Consider the following 22,012-nt stretch of genomic DNA (forward strand, 5'->3'; position numbering starts at 1 on the left):
AAATAAAATAGGAGCGAATGTTATTTTTAGTAACAAAATTACAAATGTTATAATTAGCGCTCTCAAGTTCAACATAATTCGTAAACATTAAAAAAAAACGTATTTTTAGTGATCAAAAACACAAAAAGGGAGCTTTCGCTCCCTTTTATTTGTTTACTTAGATTTTTATCGCAAAAAAAGTTTTTGGTAATTTTTGGTCGTTTGTTCGGCAACCTCTTTCATCGACACACCTTTTAATTGCCCAATGTAGGCCGCCACTTCGACGACATATGCAGGCTGATTCTGCTTCCCACGATATGGAATGGGCGCCAAATATGGAGAATCTGTCTCGATCAGCAACCTGTCTAGCGGTAGGTTCTTAACAACTTCTTTAAGTTCTGTAGCCTGCTTAAAGGTCACAATACCTGAAATTGAGATATAGAAACCTAGTTCCATTGCTGCTTCAGCGAACGCTTGATCTTCGGTAAAGCAGTGAATCACACCGCCACACTTCTCAGCTCCGCCATCACGTAAAATAGCTAATGTGTCTTCACGTGCGTTACGAGTGTGAATGATCAAAGGTTTATTCAGCTCAACAGCCAACTCAACATGCTGCTTAAATCGTAGCTGTTGCAGCTCCGCCGTCTCTGGTTGGTAGTGATAATCTAAACCTGTCTCTCCAATCGCCACAACCTTAGGGTTGCTCGCGTATTCACGCATTGTCTCTAGGCTGAAATCACTTTCAACATCGAGAGGGTGAACGCCACAAGAGGCTTTAACGTTATCAAACGGCGAGATCATCTCGAGCATATTTTCAAACGAATCGAGTGTCACACCGACAGAAAGCAATTGGTCTACATTAGCAGCCTTCGCCTTGTTAACCACATCTTCTACGCTGGTGTGTAAATCTTGGTAATCCAGTTTGTCTAAATGACAGTGGGAATCTACGAACATGTTTCCTCGCAAGTGGCTATCAGCCAATTCATTATGAGTAGCTCCGTATTGAGCCCAGGGTGTTGCTTTAACTGCTCAATCAATGTCAGCAGTTTATTCGATGCTGCATAAGCACTTTGATAAGACATCGCCTCACACAGTGCTTTCGCACTCGGAGTGAAATCCTGATTCGCCAAACCAAAATGCAGCTTCTGTACATCTGACAATAGATGCCAAAGCCAGCCAAGTTGAATCAAAGGGTCTTTGCTAAGCTCTGTAGAGAACTTTAGCATGTCAGGTTGAGTGCCTTTTATCACATTCACAAAGCCATCGAGCGCTTTTGTTGAAGCTTCAACGCCACCTTGCTCAAACATCGCTTTTGCTTTTAAAGGCGCGTTGTCATTGAGTGCTAAAATATACTGCGGTACCGCTTTGCCCACTTCACCATCTAACCACGCTGATGCTGTCTCTAACTGCGGACTAACCACATTGAATTGCTGACAACGGCTAATAATAGTCGGCATTAAGCGATTACTGTTACGAGTAGACAGAATGAAGATGCACTTGCTTGATGGCTCTTCCAGAGTTTTCAATAGTGCGTTGGAAGCCGATTCGTTCATTGCTTCAGCAGGGTTAAGCAAAATAACGCGCAAACCACCTAACTGAGAAGACTCTTGAGCCCAGCGGTTACTGGCACGCACTTGATCAACCGTGATCGACTTACCTTCTTTCTCGGGTGAGATCACATGAAAATCAGGATGACTGCCCGACTTCATTAACTCACAGCTGTGGCAAAACCCGCACGACTCGCTTTCATAGTTCGTGCACATCAATGCGTCGGTAAGTTGGCTAATCAAAGCATCAACGCCGAGCCCTTCCGGTGCATTAACAATCACAGAGTTAGGAAAACGCTCCGCATCGAGACTTTTTTTCCACTCACTCCATACCGGTGTGAGCCAAGAATACACTTCAGCCATGACTACCTACTGTTTGTCGAGCCAAGCAGTTAGCGCGACTTTAATATCAGCGGCTACTTGCTCAATTTCTTGCTGCGCGTTAATCACAAGTACAGAATCATCTTGTTCTGCAATTTCTAGATAGCGCTCACGCGTGCGGTCGAAAAATGAGATGTCCATCTTTTCAATTCTATCAAGCTCACCACGGCCTCTAGCACGCTCTAGCCCTACTCTAGGGTCTAGGTCCAAATATAGCGTTAGATCGGGTTTAAAGCCGCCTAGCGTGGTTGCTTTCAGTGATTCCATAGTCGTGCGCGCGATCTGGCGACCACCACCTTGGTATGCCTGTGAAGACATATCATGACGATCACCCAATACCCATTGACCATTGGCGAGTGCCGGCTTGATGACGTTCTCGACTAATTGAACACGTGCTGCATACATCAACAGCAATTCAGTCATGTCTTGAAGCTTCTCGCCTTCGTGCTCTTCTTTAACCAATGAACGCATCTTTTCAGCTAAGACAGTACCACCCGGCTCGCGAGTATTAACAATATCTTCAACACCCGATGCTTTTAATGTCTCAACGATGGCATTGATTGCTGTGCTTTTGCCAGCGCCTTCAAGGCCTTCAACCACGATAAATTTCGACTGATTCATAATTATTTCTTTATCTGTTTTTTCTTAATTGCTTTAAGTAAGCTCGCACTGCACGGTTATGCTCAGGCAAACTCTTTGAAAATACGTGCCCACCTGTTCCACTCGCAACGAAATACAAGTAGTTGCTCTTCTCTGGATTCAACGCCGCGTTGATAGACGCTTTGCCTGCCATAGCGATAGGTGTCGGTGGCAAGCCACTCATTGTATAGGTGTTGTAAGGCGTTGGCGTGCGTAAGTCTTTCTTACGGATGTTGCCATCGTAGCTGTCACCCATGCCATAGATAACCGTTGGGTCAGTTTGCAAACGCATACGCTTGTTTAGACGGTTAACAAACACAGAAGAAACACGCTCACGTTCAGACGCAACAGCGGTCTCTTTCTCAATGATAGATGCAAGAATTAACGCTTCGTATGGCGATTTAAGAGGCAGCTTATCCGCTCGATTTTCCCACTCTTCATTCACCACGCTCATTAGGTCTCGATGCGCGCGCTTCAACAAATCTAAATCAGTGGTGCCGTAGGTGTAGTGATACGTTTCTGCTAAGAAGAGACCTTCTAGCTTTTCGTTTTCAATACCCAACTTTTCAGCGATCTCTTTTTCAGAAACGCCATCCAATGTCTGTTGAATGAATTCGTTGTCTTTTAGCTGAACAAGCCATTCGTCAAAACGACTGCCTTCAACAAAGGTAATAGTAAACTGGTGTTCTTTCCCTTCTACAAGCACCTGTAGCGCTTGCTCTAAGGTTAAACCCGGTTCAAGCAGGAAAGTACCCGCTTTTACGTCTACAAGCTCAGGATGTAACTTACGGATTAATTTCTCGTAAGGAGAAGCCTCAAACAGCCCCTCGTTAATCAACTGGGCTAGAACGCGGTTAAAGCTGCTACCTGAAGCAACAGTCACGACTTGTGGTTTTTCTAATTGAATAACTTGTTTCAGGTTATCTTGCGCTTGGTTGTAAACATAAAAACCAGCAGCACCGGCTGCAATTAAGCACAAGATAATAAAAATAAATAACTTTTTGATCACGAGTTTAGTTGTCCTTGAAGGCTACGAGTAACGGTTCCAATGTTAAATTGGGTATCACTAATACGGGTAACTGGGGCAACCCCTAAAATGGAGTTTGTCATGAAAACCTCATCAGCTTGCATGAGTTGAGATAAGCAGTAGTCACTAATTGTAACGGAAAGTTCAGCCTGATTCAGCGCGGTTAACACTTGCTTACGCATAACCCCCGCGACACCACTTTGAGTGAGTTGAGGTGTGTATATCGACTGACCTTTGCGCCAGAACAGATTGGCCATGGTGGTTTCAATCACATTGCCCGATATATCAAGAACCACACCATCCACTTCATTAGCTTGATCCATTTCATCTTTCATCAAAATCTGCTCCAGGCGATTATTGTGCTTATGGCCAGCCAGTAGTGGGCTCAAACCTAGCGCTTGATGGCAGATACCGAGTTCAACACCGGAGTCTTGCCACGCTGAATAATGGCTTGGGTAATCAAAGGTACTGATGGTGATTGTCGGCTTGGCGATATTCTTGGTACTGTAGCCACGCCCACCCGCTCCACGACTAACGTGCAGCTTGATCCCTGCTTTTTGATTATGAGGCTTGTTGGCGTTATGGAGCTTCTTTGAACCATCAAGGCTCTTTGTGCCATGAAGAGCGTTATGTTGGATGTGTTGAAGCGCAGTATCGAGCCAAAGACTAACAACATCCCAATCAAGAGCAGAAATGCGTAGTGCTTTAAGGCACTCGTCGACACGGTGCTGATGATCGTGAAGATGTTGTATCTCACCATCACTCACGAGCATTGTCGTAAAACAGCCGTCTCCGTACTGAAACGAGCGATCCAAAATATCGATAGTTTGCTGGCTTTCTCCATCAACCCAAAACATGTTTTTCCCCATAAAAAGAAACGGCTCAATGCTAAAGCATCAAGCCGTTTAAAAACAAGTCTAATTGTGACTATCTACGAGTGTTTACGTCTTTAATAAGATGATTAAATCTTTTTGAAGATCAAACAGCCGTTTGTACCACCGAAACCGAATGAGTTACATGCAGCATATTCCATGTTGCTAACTTCACGCGCAGTGTGAGGTACTAAGTCAATATCTAAGCCTTCTTCAGGATCATCTAGGTTGATTGTTGGTGGAACAATTTGGTCAACCAGAGACATAGCCGTGATGATAGCTTCAGCAGAACCAGCAGCACCTAGAAGGTGGCCTGTCATTGATTTCGTAGAAGAAACCAATACTTGCTTGCTGCCTGCTTCGCCAAGAGCACGCTTGATGCCCTTAACTTCCGCTACGTCACCTGCAGGAGTCGAAGTACCGTGTGCGTTTACATAACCGATTTGTTCACCAGTAATGCCAGCATCACGCATAGCCGCTTCCATTGCTAGTGCGCCACCTGAGCCATCTTCACTTGGAGATGTCATGTGGTAAGCGTCACCCGACATACCGAAGCCAACTAGCTCACAGTAAATCTTAGCGCCACGAGCTTTCGCATGTTCGTACTCTTCAAGAACCATCATGCCTGCACCGTCGCCAAGAACGAAGCCATCACGGCCTTTGTCCCATGGACGAGAAGCTTTTTGAGGCTCATCGTTACGAGTAGAAAGTGCTTTAGCCGCACCAAAACCGCCCATACCTAGTGGAGTTGATGCTTTTTCAGCACCACCCGCTAGCATTGCGTCTGCATCGCCGTATGCAATCATACGAGCCGCGTGACCAATGTTATGTAGGCCAGTCGTACATGCAGTAGAAATCGCGATGTTTGGACCGCGTAGGCCACGCATGATAGACATGTGACCAGCAATCATATTCACGATCGTCGACGGTACGAAGAACGGGCTGATCTTACGAGGGCCTTTTTCAGTTAGAGCTTGGTGACCGGCTTCGATCAAACCAAGACCACCAATACCAGAACCGATAGCAACACCCACACGTGGAGCGTTTTCTTCAGTAATAGTTAGGGCTGAATCATCTAAAGCTTGAATACCTGCTGCGACGCCGTACTGGATGAACAAGTCCATCTTACGAGCATCTTTTTTAGTCATATACTCTTCGCAGTTAAAGTCTTTAACTAGACCTGCAAAACGAGTTGAGAAATTGGTTGCATCAAAATGATCGATATTAACGATACCACTTTGACCAGCTAGCAGGGCTTTCCAAGAAGATTCTACAGTGTTGCCTACCGGTGACAACATACCCATGCCAGTGACAACTACACGACGCTTGGACACGATTTTACACTCCGGGGATTGAGGTGATTTAAGATGAGGATAGATGAGTTAGATAAAACACAGGCGGTCGAGGTGACCGCCTGGGAGAGATTATTACTGAGCGCTAGTTACGTAATCGATAGCTGCTTGAACAGTAGTAATTTTCTCAGCTTCTTCATCTGGGATTTCAGTGTCGAATTCTTCTTCTAGAGCCATTACTAGCTCTACTGTGTCTAGAGAATCTGCACCTAGGTCATCAACGAAAGAAGCTTCGTTTTTAACTTCAGCTTCGTCTACACCTAGCTGTTCAACAATGATTTTCTTTACGCGTTCTTCGAGGTTGCTCATTTTTTCTTTTCCTTTACAGAGTTCGCTTTATGCGATGTTTTCCGTAGTTTATTCAATCTATTGAAAGTTGCAAGGTCAACTTTTCTGGTCAAACCACAATTTTCACGATTTTAACCGAAATTACGTATGATCTTGACTTAAATCATGCACAAATGTTGCACATAATTTACACCATGTACATACCGCCATTGACGTGAAGTGTTTCACCTGTGATATAAGCTGCCGCAGGTGACGCCAAAAATACCACAGCTTCAGCGATTTCGCGAGGGTCACCTAGTCGACCTGCTGGTACATTCGCCAAAGTTGCTGCACGTTGGTCATCATTTAGCGCTTTAGTCATGTCAGTTTCGATGAAACCAGGAGCTACAGTGTTCACTGTAACGCCACGAGACGCAACTTCACGAGCCATTGATTTAGTAAAACCAATTACGCCTGCTTTTGCAGCTGCGTAGTTAGCTTGACCAGCGTTACCCATAGTACCTACTACAGAACCAACGTTTACGATACGGCCTTGACGTTTCTTCATCATGCCACGCAATACAGCTTTAGACATGCGGAAGATAGGCGTTAGGTTAGTATCGATGATGTCATTCCATTCGTCGTCTTTCATACGCATCAGTAGGTTATCACGAGTGATACCTGCGTTGTTAACTAGAATGTCAATCGCACCGAATTCATCGTTGATGGTTTTCAGTGTAGCAGCAATTGAGTCAGTATCCGTTACATTAAGAGCAAGACCTTTACCGTTCTCACCAAGGTACTCGCTGATTGCAGCTGCGCCGCCTTCAGATGTCGCAGTACCGATAACTTTAGCACCACGCTCAACTAAAAGTTCAGCGATTGCACGACCGATGCCACGGCTTGCGCCTGTAACTAGTGCAACTTTGCCTTCTAAATTCATCATAACTTCTCTATTAAGTGGTTATTTACTTAGCAGCTTCTAGTGATGCAGTGTCATTAACTGCAGCAGCTGTCATAGTTTTTACGATTCGTTTTGTTAGACCAGTAAGAACTTTACCAGGGCCTAATTCAAGTAGCTTCTCAACGCCTTGCTCATTCATCGCTTGTACGCCTTCAGTCCAACGAACTGGGCTGTACAGCTGACGAACAAGTGCGTCTTTAATTTTTGCAGGATCTGTTTCAGCGATAACATCAACGTTATTGATAACAGGCAATGCTGGCGTGTTGAACTCTAGAGCTTCTAGAGCCACCGCTAGCTTGTCTGCTGCTGGCTTCATCAGTGCACAGTGAGACGGCACAGAAACAGGTAGCGGAAGTGCACGCTTAGCGCCCGCTTCTTTACAAAGTGCACCAGCACGCTCTACTGCCGCTTTGTTACCCGCGATAACAACTTGGCCAGGAGAGTTAAAGTTAACTGGAGACACAACTTCGTCTTGCGCAGCTTCTTCACACGCTTTAGCAATCGCTTCATCGTCTAGACCGATGATTGCGTACATTGCACCAACACCTGAAGGAACCGCTTCTTGCATCAGTTGACCACGTAGTTCAACCAGCTTGATCGCTTCTTTAAAGTCGATAACGCCGGCACATACAAGTGCAGAATATTCACCTAGGCTGTGACCTGCTAGATTTACAGGTTGCTCTAGGCCAAGCTCTTGCCATACACGCCAAATTGCAACAGACGCTGTTAATAGAGCCGGTTGAGTGCGAAAAGTTTCATTTAGATTTTCTACAGGACCATCTTGAACCAATGCCCATAGATCGTAACCAAGTGCTTCTGAAGCTTCAGCAAATGTCTTTTTAACAACATCATACTGTTCGCCTAGGTCAGCAAGCATACCGATAGCTTGAGAGCCTTGGCCTGGGAATACGATAGCAAATTTGCTCATTGTAATTTTCCTTTAAGCAAAGCAAAAAATTGAATAAGGCACATAAGTTATGTGCCTTGTTTGTTGATTATCGCTTAGGGTTAGAATTTAACTAACGCAGAACCCCAAGTGAAGCCGCCGCCAAATGCTTCAAGTAGAAGCGTTTGACCACGTTTAATTCGCCCGTCGCGAACAGCCTCATCTAGGGCCGTTGGTACGGTAGCTGCTGACGTGTTGCCGTGCTTATCAAGAGTAATCACTACTTGATCAAGCGACATCGTCAGCTTTTTAGCGGTTGCCGAGATAATACGGTAGTTCGCTTGGTGTGGAACTAACCAATCAAGCTCTGACTTATCCATATTGTTCGCCGCTAAGGTGTCTTTAACTAGCTTAGAAAGCTGAGTTACCGCCACTTTAAATACTTCGTTGCCCGCCATGTGCAGCCATTTGTCTGCATCACCGCCGCGCTCTGGTACTTCTAGGCTTAGAAGCTCACCGTATTTACCATCAGAGTAAATATGAGTAGACAAAATACCTGGCTCTTCGCTTGCGCCTACAACCACCGCGCCTGCTGCATCACCAAATAGGATGATAGTAGAGCGGTCAGTCGGATCACAGGTTTTTGACAGTGCATCAGCACCAATTACCAAAACGTTCTTACACATGCCAGTCTTGATGTGTTGATCAGCAACAGACAGTGCGTAGACAAAACCAGAACACGCTGCAGCCAAATCAAACGCAGGGCAGCCTTTGATACCAAGCTTGCCTTGTACCTGACATGCCGAAGACGGGAATGTGTGGCTACTGCTGGTTGTCGCAACGATGATTAAATCAATCTCTTCTTTGTCGATACCTGCCATTTCAATGGCATTTTCAGCAGCGTAAAACGCCATATCAGCAACGGTTTCGTTTTCCGCTGAAATACGACGCTCTTTAATACCCGTTCTAGCAACGATCCACTCATCGCTAGTCTCTACCATTTTCTCTAAGTCTGCGTTAGTACGCACCTGAGATGGCAAGTAGCTGCCAGTACCTAAAATTTTGCTATACATGAAGACTAATAATGCCTCTCGAGTAAAACCGCTTCCAAACGATCGCTAATGCGGCTGGGGACTTGTCGTTTGACCTCGTGTACTGCTTCACCAATCGCGTTGACGACTGCAGACACATCAGCACTTCCATGACTTTTAATGACAATGCCGCGCAATCCTAACAAACTTGCGCCGTTATACTGGTCGGGGTTCAAGGTTTTTAATTCAGTAAATAGCTCAGAAAACAGCATTCTGGCTATCCAACCCTTTATTGTTGAAGCCATCATGCGCGTTTTTAGCTTATCAATAAAGAGCTGAGCCGTACCTTCGCACGTTTTTAAGCAGACATTGCCCACAAAACCATCACATACGACGACATCAGCAGCATCTTGAAGTAATTGATTACCTTCAATATAGCCTATGAAGTTCACAGACTGAGTATTAGACAACATTTCAGCGCATCGTTTTACAAGGTCATTGCCTTTAATTTCTTCTGCACCGATATTCAAGATAGCGACACGTGGTGCGCGACCTAAATGTTGTTCTGCTAATGCACTGCCCATGACAGCAAACTGAAACAGTGAATCTGCGTCACTAGAAACGTTCGCCCCTAAATCAAGCATCCATGTGCGATTTCCGGATGCAGTAGGCAAAGCTGAAACCAATGCAGGCCTATCAATACCGGGAAGAAGCTTGAGTCTGAAACGGGATAAAGCCATCAGTGCGCCAGTGTTACCACCGCTCACACAAGCATCAGCCTGTGATTCGGCAACCAGATCGATAGCGGCACGCATAGAGCTACCCTGACTATTACGTAAGGCTAGTGAAGGTTTTTCAGAATTGGAAATGACTCGATCACAATGCTGGATACTCAAACGAGAATCAGGCATTCGACCTAATGAAGATAATTGAGATGTGATCGCGTTTCGATCACCTATTAGAATGACTTTTAGCTCTGGGAAATACGACAGTGCCTGCACGGCGGCAGGCACTGTTACACGAGGACCGAAGTCCCCGCCCATTGCATCAAGCGCAACGGTTAGATTTTGCAAAGGTCAACCTTACTTGTTGATAACCTTTTTGCCACGGTAGAAACCTTCGGCAGTCACGTTGTGACGTAGGTGAGTTTCACCTGAAGTTGCGTCTACAGAAAGTGCAGCTGTAGTTAGCGCATCGTGTGAACGACGCATGCCACGCATTGAACGTGATTTCTTGCTCTTTTGTACGGCCATTGACCCTACTCCTATGTAAATTCTTAAAGAAGCAATTACTTCTTTAAGCTTTTTAAAACATCAAATGGATTCGGCTTTTTGTCTTCCTCAATTTCTTCAGGAAGTTCACCAAACACCAAGTTATTTGAGTTAACGCTACATTTCGCATCGTCGTGCATTGCTATTTGTGGCAATCCAAGGATGAACTCGTCTTCAACTAATTGAATCAGGTCTAACTCACCGTACTCGTTCAGATCTACCAAATCGTACTCTTCCGGTGCTTCCTCTTCACTTTTCTCACTGTAAATAGGAGTATAAGTAAATTGGACATCGCACTCATGTGCGAAAACCTCATTACAACGTTGACACTCTAAATCGACTTCGACGTTAGCTTTACCAGAGATAACGACTAATCGTTGTTCATCAAGCCCAAATGACATTGAGACTTGCGCGTCACGTTTTACGCCTTCAGTTGCTTCAGTTAAACGCTTCAAAAGACTGACCTGGATGATACCATCCATATCGAGTCGTTTTTGAGCCGTTCTTGCCGGATCAACTGTACGCGGTATTTTTTCCTTTTGCATAGGGCGCGAATCTTATCTTCCAAATCGTGTTTAGTCAAAGGAAATGGCAAAAAAAATGTACTTTCCTGCCTTTCCTATTCAGAGCATTATGAATAGCAGGACAAGTTACGTTATCCTGAGATAAATGCTTCCTTGAATTGTAAATTAAAATGAGAAATTACCAACTAGTTTTAGCCTCTACATCACCATTTAGGCAAGAGATCCTCAAAAAACTACAGTTAAGCTTCATTACAGCCAAGCCAGACTGCGATGAAACGCCGCTTCCTGAAGAGACGCCTCAACAGCTGGTGATGCGCCTTGCTGAGACCAAAGCTAAGTCTTGTGTTGTGGAGCAACCTAGCTTAGTCATTGGTTCTGATCAGGTTTGCGTAATTGATGGAGAGATCATTGGTAAGCCTCACACTCGAGAAAAAGCGATCGAGCAGTTATCTCGTCAAAGCGGCAAGAGCATTACTTTTTATACTGGGCTTTCGGTTTGGAACAACGAAACCAATGAAGCTGACACACGTCTCGACACCTTTGTAGTGCATTTCCGCGATTTAACTAAGCAACAGATCATTAGTTATGTTGAAAAAGAGCAGCCTTATTACTGCGCAGGTAGCTTTATGTGTGAAGGGTTAGGCATCGCGTTGTTTAAACAGATGGAAGGGAAAGACCCAAATACTTTGATCGGCTTACCGCTGATCGATCTAGTCGATATGTTAGAAGCGCAAGGAATGGGGGTACTATAACGGATACGCTCTCTTTGTTAGAGATTCCCTACTCCTTCCTTCGTCAGTCTAGGGAATGGCGGAACACGCAATTTTATCTAACCAACTAATGATATAGAGCGTATTTTAAAAAGTCGTCATCCTCAAGAGCGAGGAACGAGCGACTTGGGGATCTTCTACAACAGATGAAAACAAAAAAGGTTGACGATATTCGTCAACCTTTCTCATTTATGGATACTGAAGAACAAATTTAGAGGCACTCTATACCTTCGTATCTCGTATCTTCTTAAAGCTTACGTAAACCAGTTAGGGCTTTATCTAGCCTTCTTTCCATTGGCGCCGAGATATCCATCTTCTCTTCACTACCTGGGTGTGTGAACTTGATGTTTGCTGCATGTAGGAACAGACGATCAAGACCAACCTTACCCGTGTAAGCATCAAAACGACGATCACCGTAGCGATCATCCCAAGCAATTGGGTGACCAGTATACTGAGCGTGCACACGAATTTGGTGTGTTCGGCCTGTAATTGGGCTTGCTTGAATCAACGTCGCCTCTTGGAATTTTTCTAAAACCTTAAAACGGGTTTCAGAAGCTTTACCATTCGGGTTAACTCGAACAATGCTGTTCACTTCATTTTTCAACAAAGGTGCGTTGACGACTTTGCAGCTGTTCTTCCATTCGCCCATAACTAAAGCGAAGTAGTATTTTTGAACCGTTTTTTCACGGAACTGTGCTTGAAGGTGTCTTAGCGCCGAGCGCTTCTTAGCAACAAGCAAAATGCCAGACGTATCTCTATCGATACGGTGCACTAATTCAAGAAAACGAGCATCAGGGCGAAGAGCACGTAATGCTTCAATCGCGCCAAATTTTAATCCGCTACCACCATGAACAGCAGTGCCAGACGGTTTGTTAAGAATTAGCATGTGATCATCTTCATAAATGATGCACTGTTCTAATTCTGAAACCTTGTTGAGTTTCGTGCTCGGCACGTTCTCTTCTGTTTTCTCTTCAATAGTAACCGGAGGGATACGAACTAAATCGCCAGCTTTTAGTTTGTACTCAGCCTTAATGCGTTTTTTATTTACGCGGACTTCGCCTTTACGCACGATTCGGTAAATCATGCTTTTCGGGATGTTTTTTAATTGGTTGCGTAAGAAGTTATCAATACGCTGACCAGCCATATCTTCGTCAATGTCGACGAATTGGACTTGGGTTCTAATTTCGCTCATTGCGCTATTGTATCACTGTCACTTTTGATAATTGATATTTTCTTAGCCCTATTCCGAACTTATTTATCCCTAATCCTTACCGATCTATCCCAAAATGGTCATTGAAGTTCTATATTTCTTTGATTCTTCGAACAAAAAAGCATCAAGATTCCTGCAAATTAAAATATCAATTGATAAATTATTTATAGACAGTGAGTTAGAGCTATCAAAACCCAAACAAAAACTGTTTTTTTTACAGCATTCCGACAAAGCAGATTGCTGTGTTTACCGACCGCTGCTATAGTTCACAGCTGCTATCAGTGGTTTGACTATTATTTAAACAGTTAACCATTCATAAGCAAGTAAATGAGTAGATAACTCAGATTAGACAGTGCTGCAATCGGCGTAAGACACGGTCAACTGAGTTCCTTATCGCTCTACTCACGTACACTCATGTTGAGTATTCACCGCCACATCGCGGATCATAGGCTAACTCCCTATGATGACTGACGTGCCCCAGAGCATCCCTCTCCAGCCGGGAGGCTGCACCGATAAAGCCATGGGATCTGGCACCATGAGAAACGAAATAAAGCGATAAGAACAATGATGAAAATAAGAAAAGACAATGAGAATTTCTAAATGAAAAGAATGTTAATTAACGCAACTCAAAAAGAAGAGTTGCGTGTCGCTTTGGTTGATGGCCAACGACTGTTCGATCTAGATATCGAAAGTCCAGGTCACGAGTCAAAGAAAGCGAATATCTACAAAGGACGTATTACCCGTATTGAACCAAGCCTAGAAGCGGCATTCGTTGATTACGGCGCAGAACGTCACGGTTTCCTCCCTCTTAAAGAAATTGCCCGCGAATACTTCCCTGAAGGTTATACATACCAAGGCCGTCCTAGCATTAAAGAAGTGCTAAAAGAAGGCCAAGAAGTAATCGTACAAGTAGAGAAAGAAGAACGTGGTAGCAAAGGTGCTGCACTGACAACTTTCATCTCTTTGGCTGGTAGTTACTTAGTTCTTATGCCTAATAACCCTCGTGCTGGCGGTATTTCTCGTCGTATCGAAGGTGATGAACGCACTCAACTGAAAGCAGCATTAAGCACTCTTGAGCTTCCTCAAGGTATGGGCTTAATCGTGCGTACAGCGGGTGTTGGCAAAAGCGCAGAAGAGCTAGAGTGGGACCTGAATGTTCTATTGAACCATTGGGGCGCTATCAAGCAAGCTTCTGATTCAAATGCAGCTCCTTTCCTAATTCACCAAGAGAGTAACGTTATTGTTCGCGCAATTCGTGACTATCTACGTCGTGATATTGGCGAGATTCTAATCGACAGCAATACTATTTTTGAACGTGCACAAGCGCACATTCAATTAATACGCCCAGATTTCATGAATCGCGTTAAGAAATACGATGGTGAAGTACCACTATTCAGCCATTACCAGATTGAAAGCCAGATCGAATCTGCTTTCCAACGTGAAGTTCGTCTTCCATCTGGTGGTTCTATCGTAATCGACCCAACAGAAGCACTGACTTCTATCGATATCAACTCTGCTCGTGCAACAAAGGGCGGCGATATTGAAGAAACAGCACTTAACACTAACCTAGAAGCTGCCGATGAAATTGCACGTCAATTACGTCTACGTGACCTAGGTGGTCTTGTTGTAATCGACTTTATCGATATGACCCCGGTTCGCCACCAACGCGAAGTAGAAAGCCGTCTACGTGATGCCGTTCGTTTAGATCGCGCACGTGTTCAGATTGGTCGTATTTCTCGCTTTGGTCTTCTAGAGATGTCTCGTCAACGTTTGAGCCCATCACTAGCAGAAGCAAGCCACCACATTTGTCCTCGTTGTACAGGTACTGGTGTTGTTCGTGATAACGAATCTCTAGCACTTTCTGTTCTACGTTTGATTGAAGAAGAAGCTCTAAAAGACAACACAGCACAAGTACTTGCTGTTGTGCCTGTTCCAATCGCTTCTTACCTTCTGAACGAAAAACGTCGCTCAGTAAACCACATCGAGAAGAACCAAGAAGTTAAGATCACTGTTGTTCCTAACTCAGACATGGAAACGCCGCATTTTGAGGTTATCCGTGTTCGTGAAGGTGAAGAGTTCGATCTACTATCTTACTTGCTGCCTAACAAGCTAGAAGCTCTAAAAGAAGCGGAAAGCAAAGAGCCTGCTGAACAGACTATTCGTCCTAAGAAGATCGAAGAACCTGCTCTGAAAGGCTTCGCAGCTCCTGCTCAATCAGCACCAACTCCTGCTCCAGCACCTAAAGCTGTAGAAGAGAAGAAAGCTGAACCAGCAGCGACTCAAGAACCAGGCCTAATTGGTCGTTTCTTCAAAGCTATCGGTAGCTTCTTATTTGGCTCTTCAACTCAAGAAGAGAAAAAAGAAGAAGAGAAGAAAGAAGAAGAAAAACCTAAAAACAATCGTAACAACGGCAACCGTCAACGCCGTGATCGTAACGATAACCGTCGTCGTAACCAACGTGGTGAGCGTGGCGAACAGCGTAACGACCGTGGTGAACGTGGTGACAATCGTAACGAAAACCGTGACAACAAACGCCGCCGTAAGCCAGCTCGTGATGAGAAGCCTGAAGAGCAAAAAGAAGCAGCTCCACAGCAAACTCGTCAGCCTCGCAAGCCTAAGCAAGACCGTCGCAACAAGCCACGTGATGAGCAGAAGCAACGCGAAGAGCAAGCACCATCTAAATTAGCAGAAGAAGGTCTACAGCTAGCAGCAGAAGCACAAGCTGGTAAACCGGAAGCGCCTAAGGCTAAACCTGAAGCGAAAGCAGCTAAGATTAAAGAGCGTCGTCAGCGTCGTAAACTGAACAAGCAAGTTCGTGTTAAAGACCAACAAGCTCAAGCTGAAGATAACGCTTCAAAAGAGCAGGTTGCTGCTAAAGAACTATCTGTTTCAAAAGAACAGTCAGTAGCTCAAGAGCAAAAAGTTGCGGAACAAGTAGAAGCAACTCAAGCGAATGCAGAGCAAACTGAACAGGAAGAGCCGAAACAACGTCGTAACCGTCGTTCTCCACGTCACCTACGTGCAAGTGGTCAACGTCGTCGTCGCGGTCGTGATCGTCGCCCTAACCCATTCCGCCTACGTAAAGGTGGTGTAGCTTCTCCAGAGATGGCTATGGGTAAAGTGATGCCTCGCTTCATTCCAAAACCTCACCACAAGCAGGCAAAGCCTGAAGTGGCTGAAGTTCAAGTAGCAGCTGAAGCTCAAACATCTGTTCAAGAGCAGAATGTTGCTCTAGAGACGGCACCACAAAGCAACGTAGCAATGACTGGCGGCTTCGCATGTCCAGAGCTTGCAATGGGTAAAGTTATCATCCGTCGTGAAGATGCTGCTGTTGAAGCTCAAGTAGCTGAGACTCCTGCTGTAGTTGAAGCTCCTGCAGTCGTTGAAGAAGCACCAGTGGTTGTTGAAACCGCGAAAGTTGAAGCTCCAGTGATTGCAGAAGCGACGAAAGTTGAAGCGCCTGTTGTAGCAGAAGCTGTGCAAGCAGAAGCAACACCAGTTGTTGAAGCTGAAGCGCCTAAAGCTGAAAGTGCAAAAGTTGAAGAAGCACCTGTTGTTAAAGCAGAAGCTCCTAAAGCGGCACCAAAGGCAGCTGTTGCTAAGAAGCAAGCCGGTTCACCAATGACTAAAGCTCCTGGTCCTCAAGAGATCAAAGAGATTGAAGTGATTGCAGCTCCGTTCCGCACTGAACGTTTTGTATCGAAAGGTGCAGGCAGTCAGGCAGCGTCGAACAAAGCTGGCGCGGCGATGACTAAGCCAAACTACTAGTGATTACTGATAGGTAATCGCGAGTAAATAGAATCAAAGGCTGCTTATTAAAGCAGCCTTTTTCATATCTACTAATCGAATAAAAATTAACAGATATATTACTCAAAGTTAGGTTCAACCTTGAACTTAATCACATTTTTGGGTAGCATTCGCGCACTTATCTTTTCGACACTTCGCTATTGCCGCTCTTTTCCATCACTGTTTGGCTACGCAATACACCCGTGTCGGTAAATCCATCTTAAGCATAGCTGAGCAAACATGTTCGAATTCCCACAATTTTCAAAGCACTCTGTAAAGAATGACGTGCTTTCAGGTCTTACAGTAGCCCTGGCTCTGGTACCTGAAGCTGTAGCATTCGCCTTTGTTGCTGGCGTTGACCCAATGGTTGGTCTTTATGCAGCATTCATCGTAGGTTTAATCACTTCTGTCTTTGGCGGCCGTCCAGGTATGATTTCTGGCGCAACCGGCGCAATGGCCGTTGTAATGGTGAGCCTAGTGGCAACCCATGGTGTTCAATACCTATTCGCAGCCGTTATGCTGGCTGGCCTTCTGCAAATTGCAGCAGGTGTATTTAAACTAGGTAAATTTATCCGTATCGTTCCACACCCAGTAATGATTGGTTTCGTGAACGGTTTGGCCATTGTTATCTTCCTAGCTCAGCTTGGTCAGTTTAAAGCGCCAGACGTAACAGGTGCATTAACTTGGCTACCAAGCGGTCAAATGACACTCATGCTGGGTTTAGTAGCCCTTACAATGGCTATCATCCACTTCCTACCTAAGCTAACAACAGCGGTACCATCTTCACTGGTTGCTATTGTTACAGTAACGGCTTTGGTTGTCGGTCTTGACCTTGAAACTCGCACTGTTGTCGACTTCCTACGTACAATGTCTGGTGACGAAGCTGCAACGCTAGCGGGTTCTCTACCAACGTTCTCTATTCCTGCTGTTCCGTTTTCTTTTGAGACACTACAGATCATCCTACCGTACGCAATTATCCTTGCGGCTATCGGCCTGATCGAGTCTCTACTGACACTGACAGTACTAGATGAAATGACAAACACTCGTGGTCAATCTAACCGTGAATGTGTTGGTCAAGGTATGGCTAACGTAACGTGTTCTGTATTCGGTGCGATGGGTGGTTGTGCGATGATCGGTCAATCGATGATCAACGTAAACTCAGGTGGTCGTGGTCGTCTTTCAGGTATCGTCGCCGCAGTTGCACTACTGATGTTCATCCTGTTCGGTTCTGCACTGATTGAAATGATTCCTCTAGCAGCACTTGTGGGCGTAATGTTCATGGTTGTTATCGGCACATTTGAATGGGCAACCTTCAAGCTTGCGCGTCGCGTTCCTAAACAAGACTTCTTCGTTATCGTTCTTGTTACCGTAGTAACAGTACTGACTGATCTTGCTGTGGCAGTAGGTGTTGGTGTTGTCGCTTCTGCGCTAATGTTTGCTTGGCAACATGCTAAACACATCTACGCAGATACATCAGTAAACGCTGAAGGCTCAAAAGAGTACAAAGTTAACGGCCCAATCTTCTTTGGTTCAACGGCTAACTTCCTAGAGTTGTTTGACGCATACAACGATCCACAAGATGTAATCGTTGATTTCGCAAACTCACGCGTGACTGACCACTCTGCAATTGAAGCGATCGACACGATTGCTGACCGTTACGCGGCGCTAGGTAAAACACTTCACCTTCGCCACCTAAGCCAAGACTGTGTTGCTATGCTGCACAAAGCAGGTAGCTTAGTTGAAGCGAACGTTGCAGAAGACCCAATCTACAAAGTAATGTCTAAGTAATCTTAGCTGTAGCTTTAAGTTAGATTTAGAGAGGCCGACATTCAATGTCGGCCTTTTTTATACCTATCGGTCAGCCCTTACGCTGATAACAAAACGACGTACATTGTTCCTACACTACATCGAACGCAGTATCGCTTCGCTAGACTCTTCGATTAAATCCAACACCAATTCAAAACCATTTCCCTCACCATAATACGGATCGGGGATCTCTTGATATTGTGACTCTCCAAAGCTCAAAAATAATGCGAGCTTGTATTGGAGGTGAACTGGGCATTGGCTCATTAAGTCGTCTAAATTCGCCCTATCGGCCGCGAGTATCAGGTCAAATTCTTCGAAGTCATTATCTACCACTTTACGAGAAGTAATCCCCTTAAAGCTGTAGCCTCGCTTCTCTCCTGCAGATTTGGATCGCGAGTCTGGCGGGTTGCCTTGATGAAAACCAATCGTCCCCGCAGAGTCGACCACAACATCAATATCCAGCTGTTGCGCTTTCTTCCTTAGCACCGCTTCACCTGTTGGCGAGCGGCAAATATTCCCCATACAAACTACGAGTATCTTTTTCATCCCTAATCACCTGTTCTTCCGATGGTTTTTGCTATCGTTAAGTTAGGCTATGATAGACGCAATCACAACTTAAAAGGATTTGTTATGTCGACTGAAGACAACAAAGAACAACGCCACAAAGCAAGACAACAGAAAGTAAAAGAACAAGTCGATGCACGTGTCGCTGCAGCACAAGAAGTAAAAGGCCTATTGCTGGTCATCACGGGGAACGGTAAAGGTAAATCAACATCCGGTTTTGGTACGATTACACGTGCAGTTGGTCATGGTAAGAAATGCGCCGTTGCTCAGTTTGTTAAAGGTACCTGGGATAACGGCGAAAAAAACGTTCTGCAAAAGCTTGATGTCGAGTTCCAAGTCATGGGCACAGGCTTTACTTGGGAAACTCAGAACAAAGCGCAAGATATTGAAGCTGCGCAGCGTGTATGGAAAGAGTGCCAACGCATGCTGGCTGATGAGTCGATCGATGTGATTCTGTTTGATGAACTGACTTACATGGTTAGCTACGGTTACATCGAACTCGATGAAGTGGTTGAGGCGTTGAATAACCGCCCGAAGATGCAGTCTGTCATCATTACAGGTCGTGGCGCGCACCGTACTCTTACTGAGATAGCAGATACAGTATCTGAAGTTCGCAATGTGAAACACGCTTTTGAATCTGGTGTTAAAGCGCTACAAGGCGTTGACTGGTAATCACCTTCAACCAGAGGTCCCCGACTCGGTCATTCTTCCCTCTCGAGGATGACGACCACTAGGCCGTTACGCTCTTGAACAAAGGACGACGGCCTATCGTCATTCCCTAGAGCGAGGGACGAGTGTCATAGGGAATCTCTCTTGAGTATTATCGAGCCAAAAATAAAAAGCGCCATTCCTACAACAGGAGTGGCGCTTTGTTCATTTTTAAATGAGATGAAGACTAGTTAAACAAACCTTTTAGTAGACCGTTTACTGCGTCTCTTGTTTTCTCATCTTTGATCTTGTCACCATACTTTTCGTCTAACTTTTCTAAACCACGATCAATTTCTTTCTGTGCTTTCTGTTTCAATACATCATCAAAAACAAGTGCAAATTTCGGGGCTGCCCACTGACCTGTTACCTTAATTGGGATAGTCACATCTTTCAGGTCGTCGATGCTCTTACCGCCCTGACCTTCAAGTGAACCCACAATTGATGTACGCACAAGGAAGTCGACCGTTTCATTGATGAAGTTTGCTTTACCTTGACCTGTCACACGTAACAGTGGCGACTGTGCTGATAAGTCGTTAGTTGAAACCCAACCTTTATCCACTTTCAGCGTCGCTTTCATTGCACTGAAGTCCGTTTTTTGAGCTTCATTTGTGCTTTCAACTTTCTCGCCCTTGATCTTAGCGTAGTTTTCTCGAATCAGTTGAGCTACGTTGATGCCGTTAACTGCACCATCTTCAAAGTTAATCGCGATAGTACCGACTAGGTTTTTCTTGATACCCGTCGGAGTTAGACTCTTACCTTTCACGTTGACATCAATATTACCGGTACCTTCCAGCATATCGTTATCTGCAACATCAACCAGTAACGGTTGTACTTTCACGCCTTTGATTTTCTTCTTAGCCGTGTAAGTCGCTGGTGTTTTACGAGCGTCTAACTTTGCAGTAGCAGAAATAGAACCTTGGTAAAGATTCGAGGTGAATGAGGTTAGCTCTGCGATACCACGGTTAACCGAAAATGCGGTTTTAACATTCTGCATCTTCGCGTTGTTCGCCTTGAACTTATCAATCGTGATGTCACCTTTCACGTCTAACGTTTTCAGAGCCGACAGATCAGGTTCCACTTCTTTAGCTGGATCTGAACTACCAGAACTTGACGTTGAACCACCAGCAGAACCAGAAGGCGCTGTGCTCGCTGTTTCTGTTGTATTGCCTAAGCCTAAGAATTCATCTAAATCAATATTCGGGCTATGAAGAGAGAAACGAACCTTTGGTATTTCAGATAGGATTACGTCTGCTTTACCGTCTAATGCAATAGCGTTAGCTTGTAGCTTCTCTAACACAAAGCTCAGGTGGCTCTTGTTAAGATCGAAGCTTAAGTCAGACAGCATGTCGACTTTCATTGGAGACTGAGGAAGCGTGTCGCCTTTGAATGTTGAGTCTAACGTTAACTTGTTCAGCGTTACTTTTGAAATCGCGCTATCAACAGTAAGTTCACCGCCACCTTTAAGATCAAGGTCAAGGCCAGCTGCATTACCGATTACAGCGTAAGTCAGTTGGCTTACCTTATCGAACTCAAACGTATTCAAGCCAATTTTTGCTGACTCAATCGACGTCGCTGGATCATTGAACTTAGCGTTTAAGTCGATATTACGAAGTGCGTAACTTGCAAAGCCTTCAGCTAATTTGAATTCTGCACTGCCTTGTGCAGAGAACTTCTGTTGATTGTTCTCACCAGAAGCCGCAAATGTCGCGGTTGTCCATGTATCAACGGCAAACTCAGAAAGATTCAAAGACACATCGTATAGCTTAGTGAATGAACCCGCTTGCTTGTCGTCCATTTCAAACAATGCGTTTGATACAGTTACGCCTGCAAGGTTGATCGTCCAACCCGATGCGTCTGTGGTAGTTTGCTCTTGAGGGGCAGGCGCTGATTCAGAACTTGTGCCTGCTGCAGGCTCAGATTCTTGAGGCGCTGACGCTTGCGTTAGTGCATCAATGTTCTTGCGACCATCTTTAAGCGTTTCTAAATAGAATTCTGCACCATCTAGAGTAATGTTGCCGATCTCTAGTTGGTTGCTAAATAGCGGAGTAACCGAAACGTCAACGCCAACGGTATCAACCTTAAATAGGTTAGGTTGCGTAAAACCTTCAGGGTTGCGTAATTCAGTTTGACCAAGTTCAAAGCCAATGGATGGGAAGAATTGCCAGCTGATATCACCCTCGATCACTAGCTCTAGGCCTGTGTGTTTTTGGGCTTGTTCGACAATTAATGGCTTAAATTGGTTGGGATTCACTAACAGCACTAGTGCCAGAATTGCTGCAACGACAACAAACACTGGTACAGCTATGAAAATGAGTAGTTTCTTCATCCGCATATTCCTTGCTTAGATTCCAAAAGAAAGTGGCACTATAAAAGTGCCACTGATTCGGTAAAAAATAAAGCTAAGTGAGTCACTTAGGCAAAATTTTAT

Annotated in this window: 20 protein-coding genes; 4 read left to right on the forward strand and 16 right to left on the reverse strand. The window is 44.8% G+C overall.

Going from position 1 to position 22,012, the window contains the following annotated elements; genetic code table 11:
* Nucleotides 1-165: 165 nt before the first annotated feature.
* The 13 genes from AB4507_RS06515 to yceD all read right to left on the reverse strand — a co-directional run bounded on the left by AB4507_RS06515 (nucleotide 166) and on the right by yceD (nucleotide 10,761).
* The gene (locus AB4507_RS06515; protein WP_017067206.1) at nucleotides 166-933 is read right to left on the reverse strand and encodes a TatD family hydrolase; all 768 of its coding nucleotides are present in this window, start codon (nucleotides 931-933) and stop codon (nucleotides 166-168) included.
* Complete coding sequence (locus AB4507_RS06520; RefSeq protein WP_372182428.1) at nucleotides 924-1,889, reverse strand: DNA polymerase III subunit delta'; 966 nt, start codon at nucleotides 1,887-1,889, stop codon at nucleotides 924-926. Before AB4507_RS06520 ends, AB4507_RS06515 begins: the two co-directional genes overlap by 10 nt.
* Before the next feature lie 6 nt (nucleotides 1,890-1,895).
* Nucleotides 1,896-2,528 (reverse strand): dTMP kinase, encoded by a 633-nt coding sequence (tmk, locus tag AB4507_RS06525; protein WP_017062148.1) that lies wholly within the window; start codon nucleotides 2,526-2,528, stop codon nucleotides 1,896-1,898.
* Nucleotides 2,529-2,538: 10 nt separating this feature from the next.
* A complete protein-coding gene (gene mltG, locus AB4507_RS06530; RefSeq protein WP_372147745.1) occupies nucleotides 2,539-3,555 on the reverse strand; it encodes an endolytic transglycosylase MltG in 1,017 nt (338 codons plus the stop codon).
* On the reverse strand, nucleotides 3,552-4,430 hold the full coding sequence (gene pabC, locus AB4507_RS06535; protein ID WP_065583975.1) for an aminodeoxychorismate lyase: 879 nt from the start codon (nucleotides 4,428-4,430) through the stop codon (nucleotides 3,552-3,554). The genes mltG and pabC overlap by 4 nt, the downstream gene beginning before the upstream one ends.
* Nucleotides 4,431-4,534: 104 nt before the next feature.
* Nucleotides 4,535-5,779: a beta-ketoacyl-ACP synthase II gene (gene fabF, locus AB4507_RS06540; RefSeq protein ID WP_010437291.1), complete on the reverse strand. Its 1,245-nt coding sequence runs from the start codon at nucleotides 5,777-5,779 to the stop codon at nucleotides 4,535-4,537.
* Between the two features lie 93 nt (nucleotides 5,780-5,872).
* Nucleotides 5,873-6,106 carry an acyl carrier protein gene (acpP, locus tag AB4507_RS06545; protein WP_004737381.1) on the reverse strand — a complete coding sequence of 78 codons (234 nt, stop codon included), beginning with the start codon at nucleotides 6,104-6,106 and terminating at the stop codon, nucleotides 5,873-5,875.
* A 166-nt stretch (nucleotides 6,107-6,272) separates the two neighbouring features.
* Nucleotides 6,273-7,007 (reverse strand): 3-oxoacyl-ACP reductase FabG, encoded by a 735-nt coding sequence (gene fabG / locus AB4507_RS06550; protein ID WP_029235138.1) that lies wholly within the window; start codon nucleotides 7,005-7,007, stop codon nucleotides 6,273-6,275.
* Between the two features lie 25 nt (nucleotides 7,008-7,032).
* Nucleotides 7,033-7,956 (reverse strand): ACP S-malonyltransferase, encoded by a 924-nt coding sequence (fabD, locus tag AB4507_RS06555; protein ID WP_372182430.1) that lies wholly within the window; start codon nucleotides 7,954-7,956, stop codon nucleotides 7,033-7,035.
* An 80-nt stretch (nucleotides 7,957-8,036) separates the two neighbouring features.
* A complete protein-coding gene (locus AB4507_RS06560) occupies nucleotides 8,037-8,987 on the reverse strand; it encodes a beta-ketoacyl-ACP synthase III (RefSeq protein ID WP_017054985.1) in 951 nt (316 codons plus the stop codon).
* Between the two features lie 5 nt (nucleotides 8,988-8,992).
* Nucleotides 8,993-10,018, reverse strand: a complete 1,026-nt coding sequence (plsX, locus tag AB4507_RS06565) for a phosphate acyltransferase PlsX (RefSeq protein ID WP_017062152.1) — start codon at nucleotides 10,016-10,018, stop codon at nucleotides 8,993-8,995.
* A gap of 9 nt (nucleotides 10,019-10,027) precedes the next feature.
* Nucleotides 10,028-10,198 (reverse strand): 50S ribosomal protein L32, encoded by a 171-nt coding sequence (gene rpmF, locus AB4507_RS06570; RefSeq protein WP_004737376.1) that lies wholly within the window; start codon nucleotides 10,196-10,198, stop codon nucleotides 10,028-10,030.
* 35 nt (nucleotides 10,199-10,233) lie between these two features.
* On the reverse strand, nucleotides 10,234-10,761 hold the full coding sequence (gene yceD / locus AB4507_RS06575) for a 23S rRNA accumulation protein YceD (RefSeq protein ID WP_372182432.1): 528 nt from the start codon (nucleotides 10,759-10,761) through the stop codon (nucleotides 10,234-10,236).
* Between the two features lie 149 nt (nucleotides 10,762-10,910).
* Between yceD and AB4507_RS06580 the strand changes: the two genes are divergently transcribed.
* Nucleotides 10,911-11,492 (forward strand): nucleoside triphosphate pyrophosphatase, encoded by a 582-nt coding sequence (locus AB4507_RS06580; RefSeq protein ID WP_017067204.1) that lies wholly within the window; start codon nucleotides 10,911-10,913, stop codon nucleotides 11,490-11,492.
* A 265-nt stretch (nucleotides 11,493-11,757) separates the two neighbouring features.
* Here AB4507_RS06580 and rluC read toward each other — a convergent pair whose 3' ends face one another.
* On the reverse strand, nucleotides 11,758-12,702 hold the full coding sequence (gene rluC / locus AB4507_RS06585; RefSeq protein ID WP_372182433.1) for a 23S rRNA pseudouridine(955/2504/2580) synthase RluC: 945 nt from the start codon (nucleotides 12,700-12,702) through the stop codon (nucleotides 11,758-11,760).
* A 618-nt stretch (nucleotides 12,703-13,320) separates the two neighbouring features.
* Here rluC and rne point away from each other — a divergent pair.
* On the forward strand, nucleotides 13,321-16,488 hold the full coding sequence (rne, locus tag AB4507_RS06590; protein WP_371724735.1) for a ribonuclease E: 3,168 nt from the start codon (nucleotides 13,321-13,323) through the stop codon (nucleotides 16,486-16,488).
* A gap of 258 nt (nucleotides 16,489-16,746) precedes the next feature.
* The gene (locus AB4507_RS06595; RefSeq protein WP_017063477.1) at nucleotides 16,747-18,294 is read left to right on the forward strand and encodes a SulP family inorganic anion transporter; all 1,548 of its coding nucleotides are present in this window, start codon (nucleotides 16,747-16,749) and stop codon (nucleotides 18,292-18,294) included.
* A gap of 114 nt (nucleotides 18,295-18,408) precedes the next feature.
* On the opposite strand, the gene AB4507_RS06600 is transcribed toward AB4507_RS06595, so the two are convergent.
* Entirely contained in the window at nucleotides 18,409-18,858 is a 450-nt protein-coding gene (locus tag AB4507_RS06600; protein ID WP_017067202.1) for a low molecular weight protein-tyrosine-phosphatase, read from the reverse strand.
* Nucleotides 18,859-18,942: 84 nt separating this feature from the next.
* Here AB4507_RS06600 and cobO point away from each other — a divergent pair, with 84 nt between their 5' ends.
* On the forward strand, nucleotides 18,943-19,548 hold the full coding sequence (cobO, locus tag AB4507_RS06605) for a cob(I)yrinic acid a,c-diamide adenosyltransferase (protein WP_017062158.1): 606 nt from the start codon (nucleotides 18,943-18,945) through the stop codon (nucleotides 19,546-19,548).
* Between the two features lie 223 nt (nucleotides 19,549-19,771).
* On the opposite strand, the gene AB4507_RS06610 is transcribed toward cobO, so the two are convergent.
* Entirely contained in the window at nucleotides 19,772-21,910 is a 2,139-nt protein-coding gene (locus tag AB4507_RS06610; protein ID WP_372182434.1) for an AsmA family protein, read from the reverse strand.
* Between the last annotated feature and the right edge of the window lie 102 nt (nucleotides 21,911-22,012).

The sequence above is a fragment of the Vibrio sp. 10N.222.54.A3 genome (assembly GCF_041474095.1).
Taxonomy (GTDB): Bacteria; Pseudomonadota; Gammaproteobacteria; order Enterobacterales; family Vibrionaceae; genus Vibrio; species Vibrio crassostreae_C.